This window comes from Rhizobium mesoamericanum STM3625, from assembly GCF_000312665.1.
GTDB lineage: Bacteria > Pseudomonadota > Alphaproteobacteria > Rhizobiales > Rhizobiaceae > Rhizobium > Rhizobium mesoamericanum.
Map to the genome: position 1 here is coordinate 1,370,078 of NZ_HF536772.1, position 13,809 is coordinate 1,383,886.

General features: G+C 58.5%; 10 protein-coding genes, 1 tRNA gene and 1 pseudogene. 6 read left to right on the top strand and 6 right to left on the bottom strand.

Annotated elements, in window-relative coordinates:
* Nucleotides 1–247 precede the first annotated feature (247 nt).
* Complete coding sequence (locus BN77_RS33405) at nucleotides 248–397, top strand: hypothetical protein (RefSeq protein ID WP_157224432.1); 150 nt, start codon at nucleotides 248–250, stop codon at nucleotides 395–397.
* 352 nt (nucleotides 398–749) lie between these two features.
* Here BN77_RS33405 and BN77_RS06605 read toward each other — a convergent pair whose 3' ends face one another.
* Complete coding sequence (locus BN77_RS06605; RefSeq protein ID WP_007529760.1) at nucleotides 750–1,016, bottom strand: hypothetical protein; 267 nt, start codon at nucleotides 1,014–1,016, stop codon at nucleotides 750–752.
* Nucleotides 1,017–1,338: 322 nt separating this feature from the next.
* Between BN77_RS06605 and BN77_RS31925 the strand changes: the two genes are divergently transcribed.
* Nucleotides 1,339–1,596 (top strand): YMGG-like glycine zipper-containing protein, encoded by a 258-nt coding sequence (locus tag BN77_RS31925; RefSeq protein WP_081593524.1) that lies wholly within the window; start codon nucleotides 1,339–1,341, stop codon nucleotides 1,594–1,596.
* 362 nt (nucleotides 1,597–1,958) lie between these two features.
* Here BN77_RS31925 and BN77_RS06610 read toward each other — a convergent pair whose 3' ends face one another.
* Both BN77_RS06610 and BN77_RS06615 read right to left on the bottom strand, forming a co-directional pair.
* Nucleotides 1,959–4,307: a PBP1A family penicillin-binding protein gene (locus BN77_RS06610; protein ID WP_040676817.1), complete on the bottom strand. Its 2,349-nt coding sequence runs from the start codon at nucleotides 4,305–4,307 to the stop codon at nucleotides 1,959–1,961.
* A gap of 367 nt (nucleotides 4,308–4,674) precedes the next feature.
* Nucleotides 4,675–5,367: pseudogene (locus tag BN77_RS06615) on the bottom strand (hypothetical protein); the annotation flags it as partial.
* Nucleotides 5,368–6,617: 1,250 nt separating this feature from the next.
* Between BN77_RS06615 and BN77_RS06625 the strand changes: the two are divergent.
* Nucleotides 6,618–6,932: a hypothetical protein gene (locus BN77_RS06625; protein WP_007529771.1), complete on the top strand. Its 315-nt coding sequence runs from the start codon at nucleotides 6,618–6,620 to the stop codon at nucleotides 6,930–6,932.
* A 680-nt stretch (nucleotides 6,933–7,612) separates the two neighbouring features.
* On the opposite strand, the gene BN77_RS06630 is transcribed toward BN77_RS06625, so the two are convergent.
* Both BN77_RS06630 and BN77_RS06635 read right to left on the bottom strand, forming a co-directional pair.
* Nucleotides 7,613–7,688: transfer RNA gene (locus BN77_RS06630), tRNA-Thr, on the bottom strand.
* Nucleotides 7,689–7,817: 129 nt separating this feature from the next.
* Nucleotides 7,818–8,777, bottom strand: a complete 960-nt coding sequence (locus BN77_RS06635; protein WP_007529773.1) for an NAD(P)H-dependent flavin oxidoreductase — start codon at nucleotides 8,775–8,777, stop codon at nucleotides 7,818–7,820.
* A 252-nt stretch (nucleotides 8,778–9,029) separates the two neighbouring features.
* On the opposite strand from BN77_RS06635, the gene BN77_RS06640 reads away from it, so the two are divergent.
* Entirely contained in the window at nucleotides 9,030–10,202 is a 1,173-nt protein-coding gene (locus BN77_RS06640; RefSeq protein WP_007529775.1) for a hypothetical protein, read from the top strand.
* A 1-nt stretch (nucleotide 10,203) separates the two neighbouring features.
* Here the strand turns inward: BN77_RS06640 and ppk2 are convergent, their stop codons facing one another.
* Nucleotides 10,204–11,085 carry a polyphosphate kinase 2 gene (gene ppk2 / locus BN77_RS06645; RefSeq protein WP_007529776.1) on the bottom strand — a complete coding sequence of 294 codons (882 nt, stop codon included), beginning with the start codon at nucleotides 11,083–11,085 and terminating at the stop codon, nucleotides 10,204–10,206.
* Between the two features lie 204 nt (nucleotides 11,086–11,289).
* Between ppk2 and phoR the strand changes: the two genes are divergently transcribed.
* Complete coding sequence (gene phoR / locus BN77_RS06650; RefSeq protein ID WP_208856428.1) at nucleotides 11,290–12,546, top strand: phosphate regulon sensor histidine kinase PhoR; 1,257 nt, start codon at nucleotides 11,290–11,292, stop codon at nucleotides 12,544–12,546.
* A 198-nt stretch (nucleotides 12,547–12,744) separates the two neighbouring features.
* Nucleotides 12,745–13,779 carry a substrate-binding domain-containing protein gene (locus BN77_RS06655; RefSeq protein WP_007529778.1) on the top strand — a complete coding sequence of 345 codons (1,035 nt, stop codon included), beginning with the start codon at nucleotides 12,745–12,747 and terminating at the stop codon, nucleotides 13,777–13,779.
* The last annotated feature ends 30 nt before the right edge of the window (nucleotides 13,780–13,809 follow it).

The window sequence follows — 13,809 nt, forward strand, 5'->3', positions numbered from 1 at the left end:
CTGAATGTTTCGGGTCGCCGCAATCGCCTTTCCTCACATCCATACGCAGATTTCGCGCTGGAGTTCCGAATCAACGACCCTTGAGGCCGCTGCCAATGGTAAACGACGTCTATGGTTAACTCATCGTTAATGCGGGGAATTTCATGCAGCGGACTGAAAATAATTGCGCTAGATTTGTCGCTTTGGCGCCTGCACCGAGCACGGCGGCGCCGGACTGAAGAACGAGTTGAGGCGATAACAGAGGGAGATGACAAGTGGAACGCCTGACGACGGGGCAATCCTCGCTGGAGGTACCGCCCGCTCGGTCTGCGCGCTCCTCCCAGAACGCGTTGCAGAGGACGCGGCGATCCCGATGCGAGGCGGCGGCGGCAATCCCGACGATGTGACCATTACATGAACGCGCATGCAAATGCGGGCATATCGGACGCTTCAATTATAAAGAGCTGCGAAAGAGACTAGGACCGGAGGCGAGGCTTGGGGAGATAAAGCAGAATCTCCGATGCAAGCAGAACCGGAACACGCAACGCTGTTCTTCGCGATCTATTCGGAAAAGCGACGATGAGCCTAGATCCAAAGGCCAAGCCCGCCGACAGCATGTGAACCAATACTGCTGTGTTGAGGGATGCCAGAAATGGGGATCGTTCGGCCGCGCTGCGTCGAAGACCGTCGAGACGCCACCCAGAAATGCGACGGGCAGAATTTAAGACTGCCGGGGAAGGGGTAACCGCGGCCAAGGGGAGTGTCGAGCCCTAGTCGCAAACGGTCCTGTATCGCACTACCCGGTCACCATAGCTGTTGTATTTGTAATATTTCCGTGTCCAGCACCGTTGGCCGGATCCCTGGTCGTCATCATCGTCATCGTATGCGTAGCGTGGCGCGTAATGGTAGTACCGTGGTGCCGGCCGATCATCGTAGTAGCGAGGTCCGGTGCCGTACTCAAAGTAGATCTGAGAAAATGCCGGCGACGCTGATAACGCCGTCGCAAAAGCCATTGCAGCGAGAGCGATCTTTTTCATGTCTTCTTCCCGTTCCGGTTCGCACATCTCTTTGCAAGAATGTGTCCCATGCCCCGAACTCTTAGTACGGCATTAGTGGGTTTTGAACATTGGACCTAGGTCCGATCAATTATGGACTTCGGCTCTGGTGCGTTGAGGACTTTAGTCCAACTGTTCAAGCCGGCTAGGACCAGCATAAGTTCGCTGTCCCAAGCCCATCGGACACGCTCCGGGCGCGCCCTCGCGTGCCAACCCCGGGGGCTTTCCGGATTCCGGACGGAGCTCCCTGTTGCAAGCCCGGATGATCCTGTCGTTGCGAGTATTAATTTAGGAAGCAATCAAAATGATGAGAAAAATCGTTCTCGCCAGTGCCTTGGTAGGTACCCTAGCATCCTGCACCGCTACCGAACGAGGAACTGCGATTGGGGCCGGGTCCGGCGCTATCATCGGTGGCGTCGTCAGCCATAGTTGGGGCGGCGCGGCTGTTGGCGCTGTTGCTGGCGGGTTGGTCGGTGCTTTAATCGGGCATTCGACGGAGCATCATGGATATTGCATTTATCGTGATCGCCATGGCCGCCGCTACGAGGCCCGTTGCCGCTAAACTAGGATGCCCCGCGTCGACCAGCGGGGCCCTCTTTGCCGTTTGAACCAAGCGCCTTATTGATCGCATCTACCAAAAGGGGCTGGCTGCCCGCATTAGCTTGGCTCTGCCTTGGATTATGGGACTAAAGGGTGTGGAGCCGCGAGGATATGAGAGTTGGCGCGAACTTCGACGCCGAGCTGATACGCGCCGCCAACCAGGCGGATCGGCTGACGAAGTCGGAATATGCATGGATAGCCATGAAGCTCCCATTCATAGCATCGCTGTTCCCGGCTGAACTCGAACAACGCATTTCCGGACAGTATTGCTCGCTCCCATGCTCGAATCGGCCATGCGGCAGAGCTCTTACGTCGAAACGAAAATCACTTTTCGCAGAGCCGCCGTCCTCCAGAATAGGGCTGATAAGTGCAGTCCGACGGCCGGAAGGAACGATAGCTGCGAGCGCAGGCGGAGATGTTGCAGGACTGCGGTGCGCCTTGGCTGTCGATCATTGCTCCTGTTGACCTCTCTCCATTCAGCGCAGACTCGGCCATCGCCTCGCGCATGAAGTCCCGCCAAATACGGGCTGGCAAGGCGCCGCCTGTGACGCCGTTCATCGGCGCGTCGTCGTCATTGCCCACCCAGACGCCGGCAACGAGTGGTTCCGTGAAGCCGACGAACCATGCATCGCGATTGTTCTGACTGGTGCCGGTCTTACCGGCTGCAAACGTCCCTGGGTCGGCTCCCCGTCCAGTGCCGCGCTCGACCACCAACTGCAAAAGCCCGAGGAGATCGGACTGGTAGGGCGAGAGGTCGACATTTGGCCCAGCTTGTGAGCCAACCCGAAACGCTTTTGGCTGCCCCGCTGCCTGAAAGTCGATAATGCCCCAGGGCCTGACGGGCGCCTTGCCGAGATGGACAGACGCATAAGCGCTGGTCAGATCAAGCAGGTTTACTTCGGATGTACCAAGCGCCAGAGACGGCGTGTTGGAAAGCGGCGCATCGATGCCTAGCTCTCGTGCTGCGGCAATCACATTGTCGAGCCCCACCTTTTCGGCAAGCCTCACCGTCGCGGCATTTAGTGACCGGGCGAAAGCCTCCGCAAGTGTTACCCAGCCGTGATAGCGGCCGCCGGAATTTTCTGGCGACCAGCCGTTGACGTTGACTGGCGCGTCGAGAACCCAATCAGACAAGCTGAACCCAGCCTTCAGGGCTGCGTAGTAGACGAACAACTTGAAGGTGGAGCCCGGCTGCCGCATCGCGGTAACGGTGCGGTTGAACTGGCTTGCCTTGTAGTCGCGCCCGCCGACCATGGCAACCACTGCGCCGTCCGGGGTCATCGCAACCAACGCGGCTTGCGATGCTCCAACGGCATTTCCTTCGCGGTCCAAGGCATTTCTCACAACCCTTTCAGCGATCTGTTGCAGGTGCGGCACCAGAGTAGTGCGCATCGTGGTCGAACCTGGCGAGGAGCCGGCGATTTCGCTCGCCTGGGGCGAAATCCAATCAGCAAACCAACTTCCTGAGCGCAGTGTTGGCGTCGTCGGATGCAACTTGGCGAAGCTCGCCTTGACTTCTTCCGCCTCCGGTCCGGTGATCTTGCCATTGGCAACCATCGCATCGAGAACGACTGACGTACGTTGCCGTGCACCTTGGAAATTGTCGATCGGATTCCATTGGCTCGGTGCGCGTAGCAGTCCCGCCAGCATCGCCGATTCTGGCAGATTGAGGGTGCCGATATCCTTGTTGAAATAGATCCGCGCCGCGGCAGGCATGCCGGTCGCGCCGGCACCAAGATAGGCGCTGTTGAGATAGCGCGTCAGGATTTCCTGCTTGCCGAGCTTCCACTCCAGCCAAACGGCAATGACGACCTCCTGTATCTTTCGTTTTATTGTCCGATCGCTGTCGAGGTACTGCAGCTTTATGAGCTGCTGGGTGATTGTACTGCCGCCCTCCACCACCGAGCCAGCTTTGAAGTTCCGCAGGAGCGCCCTTGCGATCCCTCTCGCGTCGATGCCGAAATGGTCCATGAACCGCCGATCCTCAATTGAGAGGACGGCATCGATGAGATGCGGCGGAAACTGGTTGTACTGCGCATACGGTCCTTGGTACGGCCCCTGTCTTACCAACGGTGCACCGTCGGCGGTTTCCAGCACCACGACAGGCTTCAAGGTCCCATCCCGGATCTCGCCCCAGGGTACGTCCTTTAGTGCCCACACCAACACGCTTCCTGCCAGCAGGAGGCCAACAAGAAAGGCCGATCCCAGAGCGATTTTCCACCAACCAGCATTAAATAATGCGTGTCTGCAGCTTTCCAGCGCCTTTGCACTCAGACTACGAAAACCGCCCGCTGCTTTAACCAGAGCAGTCGCGAACCCCTTGCCCAGATTGCTGACAGTTGTTGCGATTTCCGGCCGGACTGGTCCGTTGAGCTTCGTCCTCAAATAGGAAGCGGCTGCCTTGGCCTTGGCCCTGGCCCAGGTTGAACTTAGCTGCAAATCATGGCCCAGCGCACGCAGTAGATTATGCGCCGCCTGCCTGCTTTGACTGAAGGATTTGTGGGGCTGTTGCGGGTGGTCGGCCTGGGGGGATGAACTGGCCCCACCCAGTAAGTCTGAGGCCGGCGCCCGCGCCGCAATATGGTCGCCAGAGAACTGCAAATTTTCCGAGCGATTGGCACTCGTGCTTGAGTCTTTAGGACCTTGGTTCGAGGGTTTGGGAGAGTTTGGCATCGGTTACCGCTAAAATGCTCTTCCCGAAAGTAGCGCGAGCTTATACCGCGGCAATGCTAAATGATCCATCGTAAGAGGCGGCCGCATAGCGTGTTCGCCGAGCGCGACCGTTCCGCACGCGATGCGCCTGACCAGGTCTACGGGCCGCCTTCCAGAAAGCAGTGTTTACGGTGTGCGAACGGATGCCCCCGCCCGGCCGTCCTCGATGCCGCTTCAGCTATTCGGTAGGAGCGGGGGTTGGCTCCTCAATGGGCGCCGTGGGCACTTCTGCCGGCACGATGGGCTCCTCGGCCGCAGTTGGCTCTTCTACCGGTGCCGTAGGCTCCACCACTACTACGACAGGAGCTGCAGGTTCCTCGACCGGGCCTGCAGGCTGCGAGCTGGCAAGGTCATCGCGAATCTGATCGATCTTTCCTTCAGCATCGCCAACTCCGAGGATATTCTTGGCCTCCTCAAGGGCCGCCGGGCTGATGCTGCCTTTATTAGACGCGCTCGCCAATGCTTCTTCAAGAGCGGCATCGCCCAGGACCGGATCATCAGCCGCAGGCGCGACGCCGTTATCGAGCTCATACTGGGCGTACGCCAAGGCATAGGCCTTGATGGCTGCCATACGGGGGGAAGAGGTATTCATCAGCGCCCTGTAATTCCTGTTGAGCGAATTCAGACCTCCAAGCTGCGCCCTCAGGTTCTTCTCCTTGTCAGCACTGGCTGTCACTGTCTCGCTGGTCTTGGGCGGCCGCGATGATTTGTGGTTCTCATGACCTGATTGCGATTTTGATGCGCCTGTGCCCTTAGAACCTGCACTGCCGTGGCCTGAGTTACCGCGATTGCCACTGCTTTGGCCGCCGCTGTGGTTTTCGCTGTTGCCATGGCCGCCACTATTGCCGCCACCGTGGCTTCCGCCACCCCCGCCGTTACCGCCGCCATTGCCGCCACCGTTACCTCCACCGTTGCCGCCGCCTTTTGCCAGCGCAGCGCCATGGATCCCGACAAGAGTGACCGGTGAAACGGCAACAGCCAAGGAGAGGGCTGCTAGAGATGCCAGTGTGGATAGACGCATAGTATTCTCCAGATCCAATGAATTGGCTGGAAGGTACACGTTGTTGATCCGCTGTCATCGGGCGAAAGTCCCAAGCTGATCGGACCTAGGTCCAATATTCAGAAACAACATCAACAACGTATTAAGGCCAGGGCATGAGGGGCGGCCTTGCAAAAGTGCACGCGCAGACCGGGGGAAAGAAGCGCCACGGAAGCTCTTGGTGCGGTCGCGTTTGAACATGCCTAGCCCCTCCTCGCCATCCGGCGCCACGACACCGAAGCCAGACGTGATCCCGAAGCAGCCTTCACAGAAGCGCTTCACCAACTGGAATTGGCCGGCCGTCGTGAAGGGGATCAATGCATGGGGAGCCCTTCCACGAGTTGTGGAATAACTGCTTGATCCACATTGCAGCGCGCTCCTTGCAACGAGCGCGACTGCAAGCTCCTTGTCATGGAGAAGAGCAGTGGGCGGTCGAATGGGGAGAGCTTCCATCCCCTCCATCAACTGAACGTCTTAGCGCTGCAATCCTTTATCGGGATGTAGCGGGAGAACCCAACTGCGGGTTGGTGAGCCGCGGTGGAAAGCGAGGCGAGTCGGGTGGCGGCCGTCAAGTGTTCGTGATGGCCCTCGTATCTGCTTGATGGCGCGCCATTTTCTCTGCACGCATAGTGCGGCGAGGAATAGTATGAACAAATTTCAGACGCTGGTTGCAGCTGGAATGCTGATCGGTCTGGCCGCGGTTGCGTCAGCCTGCACGGCGTCCCCGCGCAGTTCGAACCCGCCCGATTACCAATACCAGCCAAGGACTTCAGTGAACCCGGCCTGCGCAGACGGTTTCCGACCGAGCAATGATAGGTCTTGCAGTTACTGAGCGAACTATTCCACGTTGGCGCGAGGTGTAACCCCTTCAAGTGCTCGAACATCAGATCCGCAACTTGCAGGCATTCAGTTTGAGTTTCGCACCCCCGCAGGAGGCTGGTGCGTGACACGCCGGCCGGGAGGGTAGCGATGGCGTCACGCGTTGTCGCCCGCTACTAGTTTTCTTGACGCATCATTTGCTCGGCTCGGTCATGAGGAGCGTACTCTTTTATTCGCCGGCCGCCGACCGGCACCGCCCTCTGCCAACGGAGAGCCGCTCGATCGAAAGGTCGGGCGGTTTTTTCATGCGCCATCGTGATCCAGCACAGGAAGCCGGCCGGGGTACCGCGCGCAGCCGTTCATTGGAGGTTAATGCCGATTAACCCAGCCTCGCAGGCTGAAAGGATGTTCCGATGATGAATAAGCTCTTGCCCGCACTCGCTGCCATGATCCTGGCTGGATCTTTCGCCCTGCCGCTTAACGCTGCACCGATCGTCGTGCCAGAGGCACTCCCGATGCATGCCACCGACGTCGAGCAGGTCAAACACCGCGGCCACGGTAATGGATATGCATATGGCCACTGGAAGGACCGGCGGTACGCTTATCGCGACTGCCGGTACTACGGCTCGTGCTACCGTCCACGGTATTACGGCTATCCCCCGTACGCCTATCGCGACTATTACCCATATCATCGTCGGTCAGGTGTGACCATGTATCTTGATTTTTAGTCGGCAGTCCTCTGGCTGCCAACCTTGGCGACCACAGGACGAGAGACTGGAGCCGTCGGCGCGAATGCCGGGGGCGTATTTACGAGCCGCCGTTGCTCTGCTGCATTAGAAATGCCTTAACTTTCTTGCTCCACCATCACGATTGTCACTATGGGTTATCGTGACAGGCATCATCAACATGACTAAAAGGCTCGTCTCCAGTTTCTTGTGCCGAGCCTTTTCTTTTTTCTACTTAAAGCTCGGCGCCGGTGGCACAGAGCCCTTCTTGGCTGTTTCTCTGGGGAATGGACTCCAGCAGGCAACAAACCTGCCGAAGCTGTTGCACGTCCCAGCGCGCGGAGCGCCTAATAGTTCCACGTGCACAGGAACTGCAGCGTCGGCAAAAAGCAAGCCTGGCGGATCGGGAAATCCACGCCGGGCCGTGAGCGGACCGCTGGGCAGATGCTTGGTCCTACAGCATGTTCGTAGCATTGCGTGCTAGAAACTGACAGCGGCGAAGAACCGGAAACACGGCTCACCTTTCCCGTCGCCGGACGCCTCTCGATGCCAAGTATTTTACGAGAACCGCTCTGATGGCAAAGCACGCGTACGCATGACGACCAGGTGACGACCGGAGAACTGGGCTGTCGGAGGATCTTGAAAAGCCGCCCGGTCAAGTTGGTGATTTACTAAAAGAAAAGTGGTGCCGCTTACGTGACTCGAACACGTGACCCCATCATTACGAATGATGTGCTCTACCGACTGAGCTAAAGCGGCAATCCCTGCGGCCGAACGATGCGGCCCGCGATTTGCATGGGGCTGATACAGGCATTGTTTGAAGATTTCAAGCGCCCTGTCATCTCTTCGGCAAAAAAGAAGGGTGTTGTGGAAATCTGTGGCTAGCCGCTAAAGCAACAGGCGCGTCCGGGCGGCGGTATATTCTGCCTCGAGCCGGTCGACGAGCTTGCTGACCGGTTCGATCGCCTTGATGACGCCGATTCCCTGACCGCTGCCCCAAATATCCTTCCAGGCCTTGGCGCCGCCGACGGCCTGTTCGAAGTCCATCTTTGTGGGATCGGCGGCCGGCAGGTTATCCGGGTCGAGGCCGACGGCCTTCACCGACGGTTTCAGGTAATTACCGTGTACGCCAGTGAAGTAGTTGGAATAGACGATGTCGTTTGCCATGCCGTCGACAATGGCCTGCTTGTAGGCTTCCGAGGCGCGGGCTTCTTCGGTCGCGATGAACGGAGAGCCGACATAGGCCATGTCGGCTCCCATGGCCTGTGCTGCGAGGATGGCGCCGCCATTGGCAATCGCGCCGGCAAGCAACAGCGGCCCGTCGAACCATTCGCGGATTTCCTGGACAAGGGCAAAGGGCGAAAGCGTACCGGCATGGCCCCCCGCACCGGCCGCAACTGCGATCAGCCCGTCAGCGCCCTTGCGGATGGCCGAGTTCGCATGACGATTGTTGATGACGTCGTGGAGCACGATGCCGCCGTAGGAATGCACGGCGGCGTTCACCTCGGGCACGGCGCCAAGCGAGGAGATAACAACCGGCACCTTGTACTTGACGCAGAGCCGGAGGTCATGTTCGAGCCGTTTGTTCGACATATGGACGATCTGGTTGACGGCAAACGGAGAAGCCGGGCGTCCGGGGTTTGCGGCGTTGTGCGCAGCGAGATCTTCGGTGATCATGGCAAGCCATTCGTCGAGCTGGCTCTCCGGCCGGGCGTTCAGCGCCGGAAAGGCGCCCACGATCCCGGCCTTGCACTGCGCCAGCGTCAGCGCTGGGTGCGAAATGATGAAGAGCGGCGAGGCGACGACCGGCAATCTTAGATTTTGGATCAGGATCGGGGGTAGGGCCATGAGACACCATCAATTGACGTTTACGAAAACGTCAATGTGATAGCAGAGACTTCAGCATAGGAAAAGCTCGCTCTATCGATTCCGCAAAGATCGGCTATTCTTGTAAGGACATAAGACCGCGTGCGACTACCTCGTGTTATCCCCTGCCGATGTGACCCGCTAGCCGGGCGAGGCTTGCGATTTGATGTGGCAGCGGTTACCGCATTTACGAACTGTTAGGTACTGGCCCAGTCTCAGAAAAAAGGACCGGACGTGAGCGGATTAGAAACGGCTATCAGAACGGCGCTCAGCAATGCCGATCGCGACAATCCCGAAGTCCGTGCAAAGATTTATCAGTCCGCGCGTCAGGCTCTCGAAGCCGGTCTTCGCAAACAGGACATCACCGACACGGAAGCGGTCGCCTATCACCGCCACCGGCTCGAAACAACGATCCACACGATCGAAGCCGAGGAGCGCGAGCGTCTTCATCCGCGCCAAGGACCGCCGGAAGTTCCCGTTCCACCCGTGGTGGAAGTAAAGGAGCCTGTTGCTCATGTTGCACCGGAAGAGGTGACGAGCGTTTCGGTTCGCGGCGAGACTCGCGGGCATTCAGTCACGGATCCACGCTTCGATGATGAATCCAGCCTCGCCGGCGTACATGCCGGCAGCGCTGATCATCTCGGCGTCACGCCGGTTGCTGAGGTGCCCACGGAACGAAAGCCGGCGCAGATGGACTTCCGGCCGGAGCGCGCGGCGGTTCGTCGCAAACCTCGCAAGTTCTTCTCCCGGCTGCTTGTCGCCTGCGTTCTTCTCGCCTTTATCGGCATGGGCGCCTGGTGGGTGTATTCTTCGGGCCTGCTGAAGAGTGCGGCCGAGCGGGATACGAGCGTCGCCAATCCGCCGGCGAGCACCCAGCCCGAGGATTTCAATGGCAACGACAATGCCACTGCGGGCGACAATGCCGCGCCTGTCACGATAGACCCGCAGAACTCGTTTTCTGCCGATTGGATCGCGGTTTTCAGTCCTTCCGAGGTGGATAAGATCAAGACTGGCGCACAATCACAAATTCAGAAGGTCGCCGAAAACGATGGTCCCGCGGTGCGCCTGATCTCGCAGAGCAGCAGCAGCGATGGCAATGTCAGCATCAGCATACCAGCCGATGTGCTGCAGCAACTAGCCGGCAAGTCTTCGACGATCGCCATCACGCTGCAATCGACTTCCGATGAACCAACGCAGATTACGGTGGAATGCGATTTTCAGTCGCTCGGGGACTGTGCCCGCCACCGGTTTACTGTCACCCGGCAAAAGTCAGATGTGTTGCTGCAGGTTCGCTTCGACCGCTCGCTTGCTCCGAACTCCGCCGGCAGCCTGATGATCAACACTGACGTCGATGGCAAGGCGCGCGGCATCAACCTGTACGCAGTTAGGATCCTGCCGGGGCAGTAAGCTATTTTAGGAAGCCGGGGCCCGAGCCGATGATCTTGTCGTCGAGCTTTCCGATGGCATCCTTGTCCTTGCCGTCATAGTCCATCGTATTCAGCATGTGACGAATGAGATTCAACCGAGCACGGCGCTTGTCGTTGGCATGGATGACCGTCCACGGCGCATGTTTTGTATGCGTCTCCTTGAGCATCCGATCGCGCTTCTCGCTGTAGTCGCCCCATTTCGTCAGCGCCGCGATATCCATTGATGAGAGCTTCCAGACCTTGAGCGGATCGTGGCGCCGATCATGGAAGCGCTTCAGTTGCATTTCCCGGCCGATATCGAGGTAGAATTTGAAGAAGAAGATGCCCTCGTGGGCAATCACCTTCTCGAGCAGAGGCGCCTGGTTCAGGAAGTCTTCATACTGCTTGGGCGTGCAGAAGCCCATGATGGGCTCTACGCCGGCCCGATTGTACCAGGACCGATCGAAGAGAACGAATTCTCCGGCTGTCGGGAACTGTGCGATGTAGCGCTGGAAGTACCATTGCCCGGCTTCGCGCTCGGTAGGCTTGGTCAAGGCAACGACGCGGATAAGTCGGGGGTTCATGTGCGCTGACGAAGCGGAAATCGCACCACCCTTGCCCGCAGCGTCTCGTCCTTCGAACAGCGCCATGACGCGCTTGCCGGTGGCCTGCAGCCAGAACTGCACCTTGACCAGCTCGATTTGCAGCTTTTCGAGATCCTTAAGGTATTCCTCTTCGTCGAGCTTCTTGTTGTAGGGAAAGTCGCCGGATTGCAGAGCCGCCTCCTCAACCCAGTCCGGCAGCACGGGATCGTCGACATCGAACATCCGCTTCTTTCCGTGGATGTCCAGTTCGACGGCTCTGCTCTCGACATTATCGGCCATGGCGTTCTCCCCGCTCAGAGTTTGTTGAACACAGGCGATCATATTTCCTGTTAAAAATCAAATATCTTGCAGATTATGGAAATTCCTGTGTGTTCTCATTGCAGCCTTCTCGCCTGCAGGGTGAAGCCGAAAACTTCTGTCATGATTCACCGCTATCAGGCAGAGTTTGAAGATAAGAGTACGAGTCGAGATCGCGAGGGGCAGTTGGAAGACAAAGCACAATGGACACGCAGCTTGTGGGCACGCATTCGCCAGGAGCGTCCGGTTCTGCTCGTGGCGCTTCTGATCGCGCTGATCGCTCTTGCGGTGGGCGCGAACAAGTGGGTCGTGCTCGGTCTTCTGTTGCTGATGATAGTCACGGCTTTGTGGCACGCGGTGCCAATCATCCCGAAAACTGAGCTGGAACCGGTTCCAAAGACCATTGAGGCGCCTGGCAGTAACCTGGCCGAGGTTACCGCAACGCTCGCCGCGCTTGATATCCCAGTCATAGTTCTTTCCGGCGATGCTTCAGTGCTTTACCAGAATCTTGCCGCGGAAAAAGCCTTTGGCGAGGCCCCCATCGGGGCCCATATATCCGCGCGGCTACGCTCGCCGGGCGTCCTCGACATGATCAGTGAGACGATTGCGACCAACGCACCGAACCAGATCGAGCACTCCGAACGCCTGCCATCCGAGCGCGTCTACATCGTCCGCAGCGCTCCCGTTCGCTTCGAGGGGCAAGAGCCTGTGAATGAGCGCTGTTTCTTGGTTTCTTTTCGAGACATTTCCGAAGTCCGCCGCATCGACCGCATGCGCTCCGATTTTGTCGCCAATGCCAGCCACGAATTGCGTACGCCGCTTGCGTCGCTGCGTGGGTTCATCGAGACCATTCAGGGGCCGGCAAAGAACGACGCAAAGGCGCAGGAGCGGTTTCTCGGCATCATGATGGATCAGGCCACCCGCATGAGCCGCCTCGTGGATGACCTGCTTTCCCTTTCGAGGCTGGAATTGAAGTCGCATATCGCCCCGGATGAAAAAGTCGATCTCGTTCCCTTGCTCGGTCATGTCAGGGATTCGCTGGTGCCGCTTGCAAATGACGTCGGGGTCGAAATCGCTCTGCATCTCCCGCAAGGCGAGGCAGAGGTGCTGGGCGACCGCGATGAGCTGGTTCAGGTCTTTGAAAACCTGATAGAAAATGCGTGCAAGTATGGGCAGGAGGGCAAGACCGTTGATGTATTCCTGAAGAACGGTCAGGGGGAGCCGGTGGAGGTGACCGTAGTAGACAAGGGGCCTGGCATTCCAGCTGAGCATGTGCCGCGCCTGACGGAGCGATTCTATCGCGTAAGCATTGAGGATAGTCGCTCGAAAAAGGGCACGGGGTTGGGCCTTGCTATCGTCAAACACATCCTAACGCGCCACCGCGCCCGACTGATCGTCAAGTCGGAAGTCGGCAAGGGAACGAGCTTTACCGTGCGGTTTTGACATAAAGCTGCAGCCAATCCTGCAGAGTCCTCCATTTTTCATAATGAAATCAATCGCATAATCCGTCACAAATGTTTCATCGAATTGACATAAAAGCTCTGGTCATCAGGGGCTAAAGAGAGCGTGCCGCTGATATGACGGCAACGCCGAAGGCCATCGAAGGCCGCACTCAGACCGCAATATGCCCGGGAGATTGTTATGAACGCTTTTAAACTCACGGTCGCAGCACTTGCCGCTTCCGCCGCTTTCGCTGGCGCGGCCGTCGCTCGCGACCAGGTTCAGGTCGCTGGCTCGTCCACCGTCCTGCCTTACGCCAAGATCGTTGCCGAAACCTTCGGCGAAACCTTTAAGGACTTCAAGACGCCAGTCGTTGAATCTGGCGGCACGGGCGCTGGCCTTAAGGAATTCTGCAAGGGCGTCGGCCCTGACACCATCGACGTCGCTAACGCTTCGCGTCCGATCAACGCCAAGGAACTGGACGCCTGCAAGGCAGCTGGCGTAACCGACATCCAGGAAGTCAAGATCGGTTACGACGGCATCGTCTTCGCAACCGACGCGTCCAACCCGGACGTTGCCTACGTTCCGGCCGACATCTACAAGGCTCTAGCCGCCCAGGTCGTCGTTGACGGCAAGCTCGTCGCCAACCCGTACAAGAAGTGGTCGGAAGTCAACCCGCAGCTCCCGGCGGTTGACATTGCTGCCTACATCCCGGGCGAAAAGCACGGCACGCGCGAAGTCTTCGAACAGAACGTCCTCGCTGCTGGCTGCAAGGCTGCCGGCGCTCTCGACGTCATCAAGGCTTCGATCTCTGACGCAGCTGCTCAGACCAAGGCTTGCGTCGCAGTCCGCAAGGACGGTGCGGCTGTAGACATCGATGGCGACTATCCGGAAACACTGGCACGCATCGCCGCCAACAAGACCGGCGTCGGCGTCTTCGGCCTTTCCTTTTATCAAAACAACGCTGACAAGCTGAAGGTTGCGAGCGTTAACGGTATCGTTCCGTCGACCGAAACCATCGCGAATGGCACCTACCCGGTTTCTCGCCCGCTGTTCTTCTATGTCAAGAAGGCACACCTCGGCGTGATCCCGGGACTGAAGGAATACGTCAACTTCTTCGTTTCCGACCAGATGATCGGCCCCGATGGCCCACTCGCTGAATACGGCCTCGTTGCCGCTCCTGATGCCGAGCGCGACGCGATCCGCAAGGGCGTTGAAGACGGCAAGACCATGTAAGGACCTTTGCCGGCGCGATCTTCCCGTCGC